The organism is Pseudoduganella danionis, from assembly GCF_009720775.1.
Classification (GTDB): Bacteria; Pseudomonadota; Gammaproteobacteria; order Burkholderiales; family Burkholderiaceae_D; genus Rugamonas; species Rugamonas danionis.
The window spans coordinates 432,339-447,073 of record NZ_WNKW01000002.1; the positions used below are offsets into that span (position 1 = coordinate 432,339).

Annotated in this window: 15 protein-coding genes; 5 read left to right on the forward strand and 10 right to left on the reverse strand. The window is 58.4% G+C overall.

Annotated elements, in window-relative coordinates; all coding sequences use genetic code 11:
* Positions 1–497: 497 nt before the first annotated feature.
* The gene (locus tag GM655_RS10045; protein WP_155434527.1) at positions 498–989 is read right to left on the reverse strand and encodes an Hcp family type VI secretion system effector; all 492 of its coding nucleotides are present in this window, start codon (positions 987–989) and stop codon (positions 498–500) included.
* A gap of 241 nt (positions 990–1,230) precedes the next feature.
* Between GM655_RS10045 and GM655_RS10050 the strand changes: the two genes are divergently transcribed.
* The 3 genes from GM655_RS10050 (at position 1,231) to GM655_RS10060 (ending at position 4,878) form a co-directional block, all read left to right on the forward strand.
* Positions 1,231–2,703, forward strand: coding sequence for an alkaline phosphatase (locus tag GM655_RS10050; protein ID WP_155434528.1), 1,473 nt, complete (start codon positions 1,231–1,233; stop codon positions 2,701–2,703).
* 25 nt (positions 2,704–2,728) lie between these two features.
* A complete protein-coding gene (locus GM655_RS10055; RefSeq protein WP_155434529.1) occupies positions 2,729–4,126 on the forward strand; it encodes an alkaline phosphatase in 1,398 nt (465 codons plus the stop codon).
* A gap of 71 nt (positions 4,127–4,197) precedes the next feature.
* Positions 4,198–4,878: a hypothetical protein gene (locus tag GM655_RS10060; protein ID WP_229632501.1), complete on the forward strand. Its 681-nt coding sequence runs from the start codon at positions 4,198–4,200 to the stop codon at positions 4,876–4,878.
* Positions 4,879–4,928: 50 nt separating this feature from the next.
* On the opposite strand, the gene GM655_RS10065 is transcribed toward GM655_RS10060, so the two are convergent.
* Positions 4,929–5,822, reverse strand: a complete 894-nt coding sequence (locus GM655_RS10065; RefSeq protein WP_155434530.1) for an SDR family oxidoreductase — start codon at positions 5,820–5,822, stop codon at positions 4,929–4,931.
* Between the two features lie 124 nt (positions 5,823–5,946).
* Here GM655_RS10065 and GM655_RS10070 point away from each other — a divergent pair, with 124 nt between their 5' ends.
* A complete protein-coding gene (locus tag GM655_RS10070; protein WP_155434531.1) occupies positions 5,947–6,168 on the forward strand; it encodes a hypothetical protein in 222 nt (73 codons plus the stop codon).
* Between the two features lie 17 nt (positions 6,169–6,185).
* On the opposite strand, the gene GM655_RS10075 is transcribed toward GM655_RS10070, so the two are convergent.
* Positions 6,186–7,367, reverse strand: a complete 1,182-nt coding sequence (locus tag GM655_RS10075; protein WP_155434532.1) for a fatty acid desaturase family protein — start codon at positions 7,365–7,367, stop codon at positions 6,186–6,188.
* Between the two features lie 18 nt (positions 7,368–7,385).
* Positions 7,386–8,459 carry a ferredoxin reductase gene (locus GM655_RS10080; RefSeq protein WP_155434533.1) on the reverse strand — a complete coding sequence of 358 codons (1,074 nt, stop codon included), beginning with the start codon at positions 8,457–8,459 and terminating at the stop codon, positions 7,386–7,388.
* Positions 8,460–8,615: 156 nt separating this feature from the next.
* Here GM655_RS10080 and fabR point away from each other — a divergent pair, with 156 nt between their 5' ends.
* Positions 8,616–9,296: an HTH-type transcriptional repressor FabR gene (gene fabR, locus GM655_RS10085; protein WP_155434534.1), complete on the forward strand. Its 681-nt coding sequence runs from the start codon at positions 8,616–8,618 to the stop codon at positions 9,294–9,296.
* An 89-nt stretch (positions 9,297–9,385) separates the two neighbouring features.
* Here the strand turns inward: fabR and GM655_RS10090 are convergent, their stop codons facing one another.
* From GM655_RS10090 to GM655_RS10115, 6 genes are all read right to left on the reverse strand, one after another.
* Positions 9,386–11,434 carry a M13 family metallopeptidase gene (locus GM655_RS10090; protein ID WP_371866767.1) on the reverse strand — a complete coding sequence of 683 codons (2,049 nt, stop codon included), beginning with the start codon at positions 11,432–11,434 and terminating at the stop codon, positions 9,386–9,388.
* Between the two features lie 159 nt (positions 11,435–11,593).
* A complete protein-coding gene (locus GM655_RS10095; RefSeq protein ID WP_155434535.1) occupies positions 11,594–12,142 on the reverse strand; it encodes a hypothetical protein in 549 nt (182 codons plus the stop codon).
* On the reverse strand, positions 12,139–12,780 hold the full coding sequence (locus GM655_RS10100; RefSeq protein WP_155434536.1) for a hypothetical protein: 642 nt from the start codon (positions 12,778–12,780) through the stop codon (positions 12,139–12,141). The genes GM655_RS10095 and GM655_RS10100 overlap by 4 nt, the downstream gene beginning before the upstream one ends.
* A complete protein-coding gene (locus GM655_RS10105; RefSeq protein ID WP_155434537.1) occupies positions 12,767–13,324 on the reverse strand; it encodes a PAAR domain-containing protein in 558 nt (185 codons plus the stop codon). Before GM655_RS10105 ends, GM655_RS10100 begins: the two co-directional genes overlap by 14 nt.
* A gap of 140 nt (positions 13,325–13,464) precedes the next feature.
* Positions 13,465–14,022: a hypothetical protein gene (locus GM655_RS10110; protein ID WP_155434538.1), complete on the reverse strand. Its 558-nt coding sequence runs from the start codon at positions 14,020–14,022 to the stop codon at positions 13,465–13,467.
* A complete protein-coding gene (locus GM655_RS10115) occupies positions 14,019–14,543 on the reverse strand; it encodes an RNA polymerase sigma factor (protein ID WP_155434539.1) in 525 nt (174 codons plus the stop codon). The genes GM655_RS10110 and GM655_RS10115 overlap by 4 nt, the downstream gene beginning before the upstream one ends.
* Positions 14,544–14,735 lie beyond the last annotated feature (192 nt).

Below are 14,735 nucleotides of genomic sequence, written 5' to 3' on the forward strand. Positions count from 1 at the left end.
CGGTGCCCCCTTATCTGACTACCTGATTGAATTGGAAGTGGAAATGGTTATCGTGTTTGAAGCGAGGCCGCACACCGGCGATCTTCGTGTCATTGAAGAAGATAAAAATCGAGCCGACAGCATGCGCCCTAAACATTTCGATCAGTTTTGCCGTTCCGTCCCGATCGTAGTTGGTCTCGGTGTAGGTCACTGGAAGATGCTTTCCGTCCTTACGCAGAGGCCTGACATCGACCTCCAGACCGCTAGTGTGTGAAGCGTGGCCGAATTTCTCGCCCTTTGAAATGCTGATATTCCCGATCCCAAATTTTTGATCATCGAAGGATTGCCATTCGCGCTAGACCGCGAAGATAAGACTCAACAACTTGGGTGCAGTGAATTGCGCTGCGCCGTCGCCCGGTGTGCCATATACGTAATAGCCAGCATCTGCAGGAGCCTGCGGTAGCATGAAATATCCACGCGGATCTTTGGGCTGTACGATAACTCCCATGATTGCCTTGTTATGCGATACGGTTGGAGGCGAGATCCCAGCCGCCGGAAGTGTTGCCGCCGGCGCCGCCCAGCACTCTCTGCTGCGTGTACTTCCAGCGCACTTTCGAGAACTTCAAGCTCACGGAGTCCTGAAGAATATCGCCTTCATGAACCGACTGATTGACCGAACCGATCAGAACGTTTTCGAGTTCGACTTCGTAATACCTGATGCGCTCGCCCTGACCGTCGGCCCGCATGAACTCGATGCGGGCTTTGGCTAAGGTTCGACCAGATGCACAGTTTTGCATCAGAACCGGTGACGCCAGGTCTGCTAGTTTAGTGATCGAGATGCTGCGCAAGTCGCAGCGTTCAGCCGTATGACCACCCGCTGTGGAGGACGTGGCGCTCTTGGGTTGCATCACGCCCCACTGTGCCGAAGTGCACTCAATCCAGCCTGAGTGTGCTGCATCAGTCGATTCACCCTTGATGCCTTCGATCTGCAGGTATACGTCGATCGCCATCAGTTCCTCCCTGAGTTGGTTTGGCAAGTTCGACCCTGTCCGGACTTGCCATACTTACGCGAGTGCTCAATTGGAATACCGAAGGCGATTGTCTCGAACAAGGAGACTGCTCATCTTGAGCAGAATCACGGCACAGAACATCTTCAATGCCAAGAGTCTCTTTGGAACCTGGGAAAATTAAGCTTCCGTCATGGCCCTGTCACAGTGCGTTGTTACATTCACAGCTTTTAAACCAAGCTGGATGTACAACATGAAACGCAAAGCTTTCTTGATGACGGCGCTGAGCATCGCAGCCGCGACCTTGATCACCGGCTGCGGCAATAGCAGCTCGTCGTCCACCCCGGCCGATACCACGCCACCAGCCCCGACGCCGACCAACGTGATCTTCTTCCTCGGTGACGGCATGGGCATGACCACCATGACAGCAGCCCGCATCTACTCGGTCGGTGAAGATGGCGAGCTGACCATGGACACCCTGCCGGAAACGGCCTTCGTCAAAACCTTCTCCAACGACGCGCAAGTGACCGACAGCGCACCGTCGATGGCCGCCTACATGACCGGCGTGAAGATGAATAACGAAGTCATTTCGATGACCTCCGACACTGTCGCCAACAGCCCGATCGCCGATGCCAACGGCAACCTGCTGGGCAATAACTGCGGCAGCAGCAACGGCAAATCCGTGCCGACCTTGCTGGAACAGGCCAAGGCCAAAGGTTTGGCCACCGGCGTCGTGACCACCACCCGCGTGACCCATGCGACGCCGGCCGCAACCTACTCGCACATCTGCCACCGCGATCTGGAAAACGATATCGCTGCGCAGGCAGTACCGGGCGGTGCTGGCTACAACAGCGCGCTGGGCACCAATGGTCTGGACGTCCTGCTGGGCGGCGGCCGTCAATTCTTCATGACCACCAAAGACGGCGGCAAGCGCGCCGACGGGCGCGATCTGATCGCTGAAATGAAGGCCAAGAACTACGCCTATGCCAGCAACGCGAGCGAGTTCAGCGCCATCGACGCCAGCAAGACCGACCGTCTGCTGGGCCTGTTCACCTCCAGCCACATGAGCTATGACCTCGACCGCGATCCGGCGAAGGAACCTAGCCTGGCCGAGATGACCACCAAAGCCATGGACGTGCTGGGCAAGAACAACAAAGGCTATTTCCTGATGGTAGAAGGCGGCCGTATCGACCACGCGTTGCATGAAACCACCGCCAAGAAAGCGCTGCAGGACACCGTCGCTTTTGACAACGCCATCAAGGCTGCCATCGCCAAAGCACGCGTGACCGATCCCGATCTGAAAAACACCCTGATCGTTGTCACCGCTGACCACGATCACACGCTGGTACTGAACGGCTACGCCAAGCGCACCGGCAAGACCACTGCCAGCGAAGCGGGCGTGCTGGGTGTAGTGAAGGATTACGTGACCGGTGCCGTCACCAAAGATAACGATGGTGCACCGTACTCGATCATCGGCTTCGGCAACGGCGAGAACCGTACCCAGAGCAGCCGCTCCGCCATGGCCAGCCTCGATAACAGCGTCACCAGCGCCAATACCTACCATCAGGAAGCCGTGGTGCGCGTCTCGGCGGGCAACGAGACCCACGGCGGCACCGACGTGTTCCTCGGCGCGATCGGCAAAGGCGCCGACACCTTCAACGGCACCATCGACAACACCAAGGTCAACGCTCTGGTGAAAGCGGCCGCCGGCCTCTGATCAAATCTATAGACTGGAACAGAACATGAAGCACACTATCATTGCAGCCGCTCTGGCACTGGGCTTTGCCAGTGCCGCCAACGCAGCGGGCGAAGCCAAGAACATCATCTTCTTCCTCGGCGACGGCATGGGCCCGTCCACCATTACTGCTTCGCGCATTTTCAAGTATGGCGAAGACGGTAGCCTGACCATGGATAAGCTGGAGCGCACCGCGCGCGTCAAGACCTATTCCTACGACGCCCAGACCACCGACTCGGCACCATCGATGGCCGCCTACATGACGGGCGTGAAGATGGCCAACGAAGTCATTTCGATGACCTCGGAAACGGTGGCTACGTCTCCCAGCAAGGATGCCAACGGCAATCTGACCGTCGATAACTGCGCCAGCACCAACGGCAAATCGGTACCGACCATACTGGAACTGGCGAAGGCCAAGGGCAAGGCTGTCGGTTCGATCACCACCACTGAACTGACCCACGCCACGCCTGCGGCTACCTTCTCGCACATCTGCAATCGCAACGCCCAATACGCGATTGCTGCGCAGGCCGTGCCAGGCGGCGCCGGCTATAACAGCGCGCTCGGTGACGGCGTCGACGTTCTGATGGGCGGCGGCCGCAACCACTTTACGCCTTACGACGCTGCGACCAACAAGACTGGTCGCGCTGATGGCCGCAACCTGCTGACTGAACTGGCAGCCAAAGGTTACACCGTGGCCGCGACCAAAGCTGAAATGAACGCCGCCGCCAATGGCAAGAAGTTCATTGGTCTGTACAGCAGCCGCAGCCACCTCGAATATGAACTGGACCGCACTGCCACGCCACCGGTGGGCGAGGGCGCCAACCAGCCTAGCCTGGCCGAGATGACTGTCAAGGCCATGGACCTGCTGTCGCAGAATAGCAATGGCTACTTCCTGATGGTGGAAGGCGGCCGTATCGACCATGCACTGCATGGCACCAATGCCAAGCGCGCGCTGACCGATACCATCGCTTTCGACGATGCGATCAAGGCAGCACTGGACAAGGCCAAGCTGACTGACCCGACGCTGGCCAACACCCTGATCGTAGTGACTGCTGACCATGATCACACCTTGGCCTTCAATGGTTACGGCAAGCGTGGTAATCCTATTCTGGACATCAATCGCGACTACAAGACTGGCCAGCCTAGCAAGGATGCCGACGGCAATACCTACACCACGCTAGTGTTCGGTAATGGTCCTAACCGTCCCAACACCCGCAACAGTGTTGACAGTGCTACCGCGCTGAGCGACAACTACCTGCAGGAGACGGGCGTGAAGCTGTCGAGCGAAACCCACGGTGGCGGCGACGTCAAGTTGTTCGCAACCGGTGCTGGTGCTAAGACCTTCAAAGGCACCATCGACAACACCAAAGTGTTCACGCTGCTGAAGTCGGCCTTCGGCTTCTGATCATGCGCGGTGCCCGGTCTGCATGGCCGGGCACTTTTTCCGTTTACGTTTTTGTCTTTTTCTAAGCAAGCATGTTCCGTACACTCGCCCTGATTCTTCTGCTGGCCGCAGGCGCCTCGCAGGCTGCCAGCGTAGTAGCGCCACCACTCGACCTGAATATCCAGTACTACAGCAAAGCTGTCACTGCCGAAGGTGTTACGCGCGAAGTGCGCTATCAGGAAACCATGTTGCGCCGTCCCGGCCACGTCTGGGTGGCGCGCGTGCTGCCGCCGCAGGCTGCCGCCGCCCATGCCGGCGATCATGAGCGCAGCGTGCACAAGCACTTCAATCCTGCGCAACTGCCGCGTCACGTGCAGTTGGCGGGCGATAAGCCTCGCCTCGAGTACATCGATCTCGCGCATAAGGAAGTCATTGCGGTGCCGCCCGGCGAGTATGGCAACGTTGATTTCGATGGCTCGTGGCCGAATGCCTATTATCTGTTCGATCCCAAGCTGGTGATGGCGATGCCCTTGTCCTCGCGCGCCTCGGCAGTGCCTAGCGCGCGCTGGCGCGAACTGGTGCGCAATGGTTCTTTCCGCCGTGTGCTGTGGGACGAGCAGCGCCAGATTCCCTTGCTGATCGAGAGCGGCGATCAGGCCGCCACCATCTTTAACCGCATCGAAGTTCAGCCGCAGGCCAGCGTCACAGCTACTCTGCCATGGCAGAACCTGAAGGGCTTTGCCCAGCGCGAGTACGGCGATTTTCTCGACTGAGCCGGTGCTGAATTTGCGGGGCTTACTCGGCAGGTTGCGGGCCTACCCGCTCAAGGGCCACCGTTGCCGCCCACTGCGCCATACACTTGTCCCGTCGCATAACTAGCCTCATTCGAGGCGAGTAGCACATACACGCCAGCCAGTTCGGCTGGCTGGCCTGGTCGCTGCATCGGCGTATGGGCGCCGAATTCCTGCAGTTTGTCGGGGGGCTGGCCACCTGTCACTTGTAACGGCGTCCAGAATGGCCCGGGCGCCACGGCATTGACCCGTATGCCCTTGGCCGCCAACTGCTTGGCCAACCCTTTCGTGAAGATCATGATGGCGCCCTTGCTGGCCGCGTAGTCGACGATGTATTCGCCGGGATCATAGGCATTGACCGAAGTGGTGTTGATGATGGCAGCCCCCCTGTTCAGCAAAGGCAGGGCCGCGCGGGTAATCCAGAACATGGCATAGACATTGGTCTTGAACGTGTCGTCAAACTGCTCGCTCGTGATATCGAGAATGGAGTCGTGAGCAATTTGCCGCGCAGCGTTATTGACGAGGATATCCAGCCCACCCAGTTCGCGGGCCGCATCGGCGACCAGTTGTTTGCAGAATTCTTCATCCCGTATATCGCCGGGCAAAGCGATGCCCTTGCAGCCTTCGGCACGGATCAGGGCGATAACCTCATCGGCATCGTCCTGCTCGGCCTGCAGATAGTTAATGGCGACATCCGCTCCTTCACGCGCGTAGGCGATTGCCGCAGCCCGGCCTATGCCGGAATCGCCGCCTGTGATCAGGGCTTTGCGGCCTTGCAGCCTGCCGGATCCGCGATAGCTGGTTTCACCATGATCGGGGCGAGGTGACATCTTGCCGGCCAGACCCGGCCAGGCTTGCTGCTGGTGCGGGAAGGGTGGCGCGGGATAGTTGGGTGGGCGCTGGTTGCTGCTGTCTGGATGACTCATGATGCGTGCTCCCTTGAAGATGAAGCACCATCTTTTGCCCTTTCAGTGATCCTCTCCGTGCGGTATGTCGCATATCCGGAGCGCCCACTGCGGTATTTTGTCAGCTTGGCTAAAGGAGGCGGAAATGCCCAAAGGAGCAAGTCCCAAGCGCGAGCGCGAATACCGTATGCTGGAACGCAAGTTCAAACAGGAAGGCCGCTATCCGGGTAGGGAGGAGGAAGTGGCCGCGCGCATCGTCAACAAACAGCGCGCGGCAATGGGCGAGACCAAATACCAGCATACAGCGCCCAAGCGATCTGCGTCGCGGCGCAAAAGCCGCACAGCACGTAATGGCGCAAGGGCGTGAATCACACAGCGCGCTAATCAGGCTGGCGTCGTCGATTCAGTGGTGGCACGCGTACGCGGCGCACGCGCTGGTGGTGCGCTGTCCAGATACGGGCTGTAACCGGGGAAGCTCATGCGCAGTATGCGCAGTACCGTGGTGCCGAACTGGCGCGTCAGCGAACCCGTGTGATACGGCAGACGATATTGCTCGCACAGTGCGCGTACACGCGGCGCCACTTCGCCATAACGGTTACTCGGCATATCGGGGAACAGATGATGTTCGATCTGGTGGCTCAGATTGCCGCTCATGATGTGGAACAGCTTACCGCCGCTGATATTGCAGGAGCCCAGCAACTGACGCACATACCAGTGTGCGCGCGTCTCATTTTCCACATCGGCCTTGGTGAATACATGCACGTCCATCGGGAAGTGGCCGCAGAAGATAATCAGATAAGTCCACAGATTGCGCACGATGTTGGCCACCGCATTCGCACCGGCCACATAGAAGAAGAACGGGCCAGCCAGCAGCGGGAACAGCAGGTAATCCTTGCGCATCTGACGCCAGATCTTGGCACGCGTGCGCAGCACCATAGGGCGCAGCACCGACCACTTCATGCGGCCCTTGATCACGCGGCCCAGCTCCAGCTCCTGAATCGCGATACCCCACTCGAAGAAGATCGCCAGCAGCAGCGCCCACAGCGGGTTACCCAGATTGAACGGCTTCCAGCGCTGGCCCGAGAACATGCGCAGCAGACCATAGCCCGCTACATCGGCATCCTTGCCGAGCACATTAGTCCACGTATGGTGCTTGACGTTGTGCGCGTGCTTCCACTGGTCGGACGGGCAGACGTGATCCCACTCCCAGCGGCCCGACTGGATCTCCGGATCGCGCAGCCAGTCCCACTGGGCGTGCAGCACGTTGTGGCCGATCTCCATATTTTCCAGAATCTTGGCAGCGCCCAGCGTCAGCACGCCCAGCACCATCACGGGCCAGAACAGCGCCCAGCTAGCCAGCGCGTGGCCCCATTGCGGCAGCAGCGCGAGACTGGCGTAAATGCCGAGGCGGCCGCCAATTTCTAGGCAGCGGTGGATGGTCAGCAGGCGGCGGATATAGCGCGCATCGCGCTCGCCACGGTCGGCCATGACTTCATTGCGGATCGCTTCGATCTGCGCCCCAAAGGCGTCGATGTCGGCGGGAGTAAGGTGAGATGGAATAGGCATGGAATTCTCGATGATTAGTTACAGCGCCAGTTCGACGTCGCCCACGGCGGCACAGACGCACACTTGCACGGTGTCGCCCGGTTCGGCGATCAGGGTGCCGTTACGCAGGTCGCGCACGCTGCCGCTCACTAGCTTGGTGTCGCAGCCGTGGCAGATGCCCATGCGGCAGCCGTGTTTGGGATTGAGGCCGGCATCTTCGGCGATGCGCAGCAGATTGCTGACGCCATCCGATGCCGCTTCGGTCGCACTGGCAGCAAAACGCACGCGGCCCGCCGTGGCAGCCTCCGTGCTGATGGCGATGGGCGCGTGGAAGCGCTCCACATGCAGCTGATGGTCCAGTCCTGCAGCATGCCAGTGGGCTTCCACCGCTTCCAGCAGGCTGGCCGGCCCGCAGGCCCAGACTTCGCGTGCGCGCCAGTCGGGGCAGACGGCTTCCAGTTGCGCCGCGTTGAAGTGGGCGCCGCCTTCACGCGTGTAAATGTGCTGCAGCTTGTAATGCGGCTGGCTGGCAGCCAGCGCTGCCAGTTCGCTGCCGAATATCACCTCGCGCGGATGTGGCGCGTAGTGCAGGTGCACGCTGTCCGGTATCACCTCGAGTTCCTGCACATAGTTGCGCAGCATGCTCATGATGGGCGTGATGCCGCTGCCGGCGGTGATGAATAGCGGGCGCACCGGCATGGATTCCGGCAGCACGAATTCGCCCTGCGGTTCGCCCAGCGGCAGGTATTCGCCCACCTGCACCTGCTGTACCAGATGCTGCGATACGCGGCCGCCCGGCACAGCCTTGACGGTGACCGTGATGCAGCCATCGTCGCGGTTAGGCGCGGACGAAATCGAGTAGGTGCGGGTATGGCGCTGGCCGTCGATGGGCACGCCCAGGCGCACGAACTGGCCCGGACGATGGCTGCGCCAGCCCGTGCCGGGACGCAGGGTCAGGGTACGGCTATCCTCGGTTTCCTGCTGCACGGCGATTACCCGTGCCATCAGTTTATGGGTAGTCCAGAGCGGGTTGACCAGCTCTACGTAGTGGGAATGGCGCAGCGGGTAGGCAAACATGTCCGCCAGACGCGCCAGTGATGCTTGGATCGTCATGGTATAGCAAATAAATAGAATCGACGTAATTGTGGACACTTGTACACATCAAGTCAAGCGTGTTGTGCTTAATAAATGGGCAAGTATGCTCTTTCGGCCTCGCGTCTCCCCACGTTGAGCGGGTAAAATAGTGGTACATCTGTACACACGACGACCATGAGCGAACACGATACTGAGGAAAGTACGGCCCGCCCCGAGCGCAAGACGGGCACCCGCAGAGCTTTGCTGCAAGCGGCGCTGACGCTGGTAGGGGAAGGGCGCAGCTTCACCAGTCTGGGCCTGCGCGAGATTGCACGGCAGGCGGGCGTGGTGCCGAATGCGTTTTACCGCCACTTCCGCAATACGGACGAACTGGGGCTCGAACTGGTGGACGAGATGGGCATTACGCTGCGTCGTCTGCTGCGCGAAGCGCGCCAGATTGATGTGTCGCGCGGTTCCATTCTGCGCCGTTCGGTGCGCGTCTACCTCGACTATGTCAAGGCGAACCGGCTGCAGTTCCAGTTCATTGCCACCGAGCGCTCGGGCGGCAGCCGCATTCTGCGGCTGGCGATTCGTACGGATGTGACGCACTTCACCAACGAAATGGCGCAGGATTTGCGCGCGCTGGGACGCTATCGCGAATTGTCCACGCCGCGGCTGCAGATGGTGTGCGGGCTGGTCGTCATGACCATGCTGGCGGCAGCGACCGATATTCTTGATCTGCCGCCCGGCCAGCCGCTGCTGGAATGGGAGATGGAAGAGAACTTCGTGCAGCAACTGCACGTGATCCTGCTGGGGGCTTCCAAGTGGCAGGAAAAAGACCCCCATCAGGGTGCAACGCCAGCCGACAATGACTAGCGTTGCCGGTGGCGTTTCGGAAAAGTTCGTATTGAGCTAAATCAGATTCGGGGAGTCAGTGTCCAAATGACAGACCTGACCCCGAATTTTTACCACATGATGACGCGCTGCTCGGGCGGCAGATACATAGGGTCGCCCGGCTTGATGCCGAAGGCTTCGTAGAAGCCCGGCTGGTTCATCACCGTGCCTTTGGCGCGGAATTCGCCCGGCGAGTGCGGATCGCTCTTGATCTGGGCGATGGCCGCTTCCGGACGCAGCTTGGCGCGCCACTTGGTGGCGAAGCCGATGTACAGGCGCTGCTCGCCCGTCAGACCATCCAGCACTGGCGAAGGCTTGCCGCCCAGCGAACGCTGGTAGGCTTTGTAGGTGATCGACAGGCCGGAGTTGTCGCCGATGTTTTCACCCAGCGTCAGTTCGCCGTTGATGTAGTAGCCCGGTACAGGGCTGTAGGCACCGTACTGCTTGACCAGACCGGCAGCGCGCTCCTTGAAGGCGCGGCGGTCTTCCGGCGTCCACCAGTTGCGCAGACGGCCTTTGGCATCGTACTGGCTGCCCGAATCGTCGAATGCATGGCTGATTTCGTGGCCGAAGGTGATGCCCAGCAGGCCGTAGTTGACGGCGTCTTCCGCTTTTACATTGAAGAACGGCGGCTGCAGAATCGCGGCCGGAATGGTGATCGAATTCAGCGCAGGGCTGTAGCTGGCGTTGACGGTTTGCGGCGTCATCGACCATTCGTCGCGATCGACTTCCTTGCCCAGCTTGTCGAAGTTCTGCTGGCGCGACCAGCTACGCACGGCGCGCACGTTGGCGATCAGGTCGTGCGACTGGGTTTTCAGCGCGCTGTAATCGCGCCATTTTTCCGGATAGGCGATCTTCGGTTTCAGCGCGGCCAGTTTGGCCTGAGCTTCTTTCTTGGTCTCCGGTCCCATCCAGTCCAGTTGCTCGATACCGTCGCGGAACGAGGCGACGAAGTTGTCGAACATGGCCATCACGCGCGGCTTGGTTTCCGGCGGCAGGAACATCTTCACATACAGCTTGCCGACGGCATCGCCCATCGCGCCATCGGTGTAGCGCAGCGCCAGTTGCCACAGCGGTTCGCTTTGCGGCACGCCGCGCAGCACCGTGCCTTCGAAGGCGAAGCGCTCCTTGACGGTGTCGGTGTTCAGGTAGGACGCATAGCTCTCGACGATGCGCCAGTTGAAGTAGCTTTTCCATGCGTCCAGCGGCACGGCGTTAATCGTTTCGGACAGGCCCTTCAGGTAGCTAGGCTGGCGCACCACGGCGGAACTGGCTTTGCTGGCCAGACCCATGGCGCTGAAGTAGGCTTGCCAGTCGAACGCCGGTGCCAGTGCGCCGAACTGGTCGAACTGCACGCGGTTGTAGGATTTGACGGGGTCGCGCATTTGCACGCGGGTCCATTGTGCAGTGGCCAGACGGGTTTCGATATCGAGCACCTGTGCAGCGTGTTCGGTGGCGGCCTTGTCGCCGCTCATGGCCAGCAGGGTTGCCACGTGCTGCAGATATTTTTCGCGCACGCTGCTCAGTTTGGCGTCGTCGGCTTTCAGGTAATAGTCGCGGTCTGGCAGGCCCAGGCCGGACTGGCTGACGTTGACGGTGTAGTGTTCGGGGTCCTGCGCATCAGGTGCAACGCCAGTGCCGATAGGCGTCTGGATGCCTTGCAGTTGCAGGTAGGCGAACAGGGCCGGCAGATCTTTCTTGTCCTTCAGGCTGGCCACACGTGCCAGATCAGCATGCAGCGGTTTGAAAGCGGCCGCATCACGCGCCTTGGCGTTCATGTAGCTGCTGTACAGATCAGCGATCTTGTGGCTTTCGCTGCCCGCTTTGCCGGGGTTTTTCAGCGTCGCTTCCATCATGGTGCGCAACTGGCCCTGTGCGATCTCGCGCAGTTCGATGTAGGTGCCCCAGGTCGATTTGTCGGCCGGGATTTCGGTGTTGCGGGTCCAGACGCCGTTGACGTAGCCATAGAAATCATCCTGCGGGCGGATGTTCTGGTCCAGCGATTTCGGGTCGATGCCGGAGACGAGGGCGGTACTGCCGGCAGCTTGCTGGGCATGCAGTACGGGAGCGGAGAAGGCGAGTAGGGCGCAGCAGGCGGCGCTGATAAGCGTGCGTTTCACAGGGTTCCTTTATGTAGACAGCGGGACCAGCCGGGGGTAATGCTGGTCCGCGTGGGCGGATTATACCGAGGGAAACGGGGGATTTCTGGCTGGGTTTGTATCGCAATATTGCGGCGTGGCTGCGTCCATGCTTATCGTAGCCCTTGCATAGGTGAGCTGCTATTTTGTATGTCGGTGTGCAGGGGAAATTCTTCGAACATCGCCTTCGATATAGTAGAGCTTTGTGTTATTTGAGCCTAATTGCAGTAAAAATCCACCACGAAGATTCTGCATGGAACCGCTATGACCAAGTCCATCAAAATTAAAGCCCACACATAGATAGCTCGTTTCACCTTCCCTGATCCGGTCCCACGTTGCGAGTGCCGGGCTGAAATGGTGGGGAATCTCTAATGATGATGGGATGGGGCGTGCGGCTGAGAGGTGGTATATCTTCTTTGAATAAACTAAAGCCGCCGCTTGAGCCTTTTCGGCGTAGCCGATTTCTGTTCCATCTTCCAGAAAATAGTATGGTGAATCGTAATCTTCGACATAAGAATCTTGCTCAAAGACGTAGTCGGTTGAGAGGTGGTTGAGACGGATTTTTGCGGTCGTCGGCTGATTTAATAAGCAACTCTCGCGCACAGACTTTGAGGGGGGATGGGCGTAAACTATTTCGTGTACGCCGAAAAGAATAAGCATGAGTAAATGGCTAAGTTGGGCCGGTTTCAACGGTATTCCTTTGCTTTCATCACTTGTAGATACTCCGACGAGAGCTTCCAGAAAATTGTTCCACCCCACGCGGCCGTGGATTCGTAAACATGGTCAAAGCGGCCGATTTCTTCGCGGCTTAGGACTCGCTTACCCGTGGAACTATCTACTCGTACGATGTTTTTATGCTTGATAACCAATAAAGTCGATTCGGCGATTTTGTAGATGTTGTGTTCGGGTTTAGAGAATCTAATACCAACGCGTACTTTGGCATGGGTCTTATATTTTTCTTTGATGTCAGCGCCGTCCCAGAAGAATGCGCGATTTGAGAAATCGGAACCCCCGGACATTGCGTTTTGTGCAGCTTCGATCGCGAATTGCATACCTGTGTTGTGCGTAATTTCTAACTCACTTGCACGCGTGAATTTTTGATAGCGTGGGTTACCGTCGCTAACAACGAACGAGAAGTTTTTGTCTTTGGCGGCAAAGGTACTTATATCAGGAAAGCCTCTGGCTATCCGTTGCCGCTCCAGTACACTCGCCAAAGCGTACATCTCATCCAGATTATCCTTTGCCGATGATTCGCCATAAACCATTGCGGCGAGTTTTTGCATTTGAGGATCCAAATCGTGCTTATCCTTGGCATCAGGTTTTGCCATGCTCATTTTCTGCTCCTGGTGAAAGCCAAGCAATCAGGTCTAGTTCTCTGTTTCCCTCAATTTGTATTGTTTTGCCATTGATAAATGGACTTGCTTTAGTACGTACCACACCATCCTCGAGCAGGTCGTAGTGGAAGTCATTAATAGGTTCTCCGTTTGCGCCGGCCAGCGAGAAGTACTGTTCAATAATACTTTCATATTGATGACCATCATTAGACGCGCTATCGCTAGCGGTGGCATGTGTTGGTGTGCCTGTCTCAGAGATTTGCTGGTATCGGACATTTTGAACCGAAACGAGTTTTGGTAGAACTGGGCATTTGCATAGGCAAAAGTCGTTTTCTAATGCAATTTTTTTGCCATTCCAGTGTTCCCGATTGCGCGGCCCTACGCAGAATATCTTGCCTTCCGTTTTGCATGCAGGGCAAAAGACACGATCTCCTTCAAGTGCAATTTTTTTGCCAGCGATATTGCCGCTCGCGCTAGCAGTGATGACTTTTCCACCCGTGCTAGTCAATGCATGCAAAGTTATGGTGTAACGCCGCACGAAGGATTCCCGCTAGAGGTGGAACACCTGTAAAAGTTTAGCCGTGGATTTACAGGCGACGTTGACTGCAGTCAATGAAAATGATTTATGCACTTAATGTCATGGGAACCTAGGTATAAGTCAGGGCGAGAATTTGGCGATCAGTGCGATGTCGGAAGTTGGTCGATCTGGCGCTGCAGCCTGCTCGCGGTGTACAGATTGATCAGCACCACGATTACCAGTACGGCTGCTATCGCCAGATTGGCAACCAGCCCCCGTGCAAACGGTGCGCTGGCATCGAGCTGGGTTTCCACGCCCCAGCGGAACACCACCATGCCGGGCACCAGCGGGCCGATATACCAGGCCCAGACGGAGCGCAGGGCGTCGCGTTGGCGCTCCAGTTGCTGGCGGTGGTAGACCAGCCCGGGCAAGCCCGGTGAGGCTGGCGCGTCTGATGCGCGGCGGTGGATCTGCCACGCCACATATACGGTACCGAGGATGACCAGTATGCTGCCGAGGCGCAGCAGCGGCTGCGGGAACTCGCGCAGATAACCCCAGAAGCCCGCGATGACCAGCACGCAGGCCAGATATTCGAGCGCGTTGCGTGCGTTGACGCGCCAGTGCAGCGTACGGGACTTCTTGCTCAGTTCCTGCTGCGTGAACTGGACGGGAACTACTTCCTGTGTTTGCCACAGCGATTTCAGCGGATCGTTGCTCATGCTGTTTTCCTTTCCATGCCTAGTTGGTTGGCCAGTACGGCTTTGATACGGTGCACCTTGGTTGCGACATTGCGGGCCGAGAGGCCGGTAATGTCAGCAATGCCTGCTGCATCCAGGTCTTCCAGATACAGCAGCATCACTTGCCGGTCCAGCGGCGCCAGCCTATGTATCAGCGCCATGACTTTCTGCAGATCGAGGCGGCGCTCGGTCTGGGCGATTTCGGCGGCTTCGCTGGGCATGCTGTCGATTTCATCCAGCGTTACGCTGTGACGTTCAGCATTGCGCAGGCTGCGCTGGATATGGCTCACGCCGACGTTATGGGCGACGCGATAGACCCAGGTGCGCAGCGAGCAGTCGGCCTTGTACTGGGCCAGGCTTTGCCACAGTGCCAGATGGACTTCCTGCAGCAGCTCGCGCCGCCGCGCCGGATCGCGCTCATAGCCCGCCGTGAAGCGGGCGATGTCGGAACCATAGTCCTGCACGGCCTGCTGGTAGAGGGGGTAGTGGTTTGTGCTGTTCATAACAAGGTAGTCAGGCGCATACGGGATTTCTTACACCGCTGCCGGAAATTTTGCTGATCTGCGCTTTTGTGTTCTCGGTTCGGTGACATTTTGCGCATTTGCCAAGCCCGGTGGAATGGTATGCTGGTGTTGAAAGTTCAACATTGCAAGTTATTTCGGAGGGTATGCATGTTCTTGAGTAGAAGTCGGGTG

Bases quoted from the DNA above. Each gene is read 5' to 3' on its own strand.
- GM655_RS10075 (WP_155434532.1), bottom strand. From the start codon at position 7,367: ATGCCTATTCCATCTCACCTTACTCCCGCCGACATCGACGCCTTTGGG.
- GM655_RS10110 (WP_155434538.1), bottom strand. From the start codon at position 14,022: ATGAGCAACGATCCGCTGAAATCGCTGTGGCAAACACAGGAAGTAGTT.
- GM655_RS10050 (WP_155434528.1), top strand. From the start codon at position 1,231: ATGTACAACATGAAACGCAAAGCTTTCTTGATGACGGCGCTGAGCATC.
- GM655_RS10070 (WP_155434531.1), top strand. From the start codon at position 5,947: ATGCCCAAAGGAGCAAGTCCCAAGCGCGAGCGCGAATACCGTATGCTG.
- GM655_RS10045 (WP_155434527.1), bottom strand. From the start codon at position 989: ATGGCGATCGACGTATACCTGCAGATCGAAGGCATCAAGGGTGAATCG.
- GM655_RS10115 (WP_155434539.1), bottom strand. From the start codon at position 14,543: ATGAACAGCACAAACCACTACCCCCTCTACCAGCAGGCCGTGCAGGAC.
- GM655_RS10100 (WP_155434536.1), bottom strand. From the start codon at position 12,780: ATGGCAAAACCTGATGCCAAGGATAAGCACGATTTGGATCCTCAAATG.
- GM655_RS10060 (WP_229632501.1), top strand. From the start codon at position 4,198: ATGTTCCGTACACTCGCCCTGATTCTTCTGCTGGCCGCAGGCGCCTCG.
- GM655_RS10065 (WP_155434530.1), bottom strand. From the start codon at position 5,822: ATGAGTCATCCAGACAGCAGCAACCAGCGCCCACCCAACTATCCCGCG.
- GM655_RS10055 (WP_155434529.1), top strand. From the start codon at position 2,729: ATGAAGCACACTATCATTGCAGCCGCTCTGGCACTGGGCTTTGCCAGT.
- fabR (WP_155434534.1), top strand. From the start codon at position 8,616: ATGAGCGAACACGATACTGAGGAAAGTACGGCCCGCCCCGAGCGCAAG.
- GM655_RS10080 (WP_155434533.1), bottom strand. From the start codon at position 8,459: ATGACGATCCAAGCATCACTGGCGCGTCTGGCGGACATGTTTGCCTAC.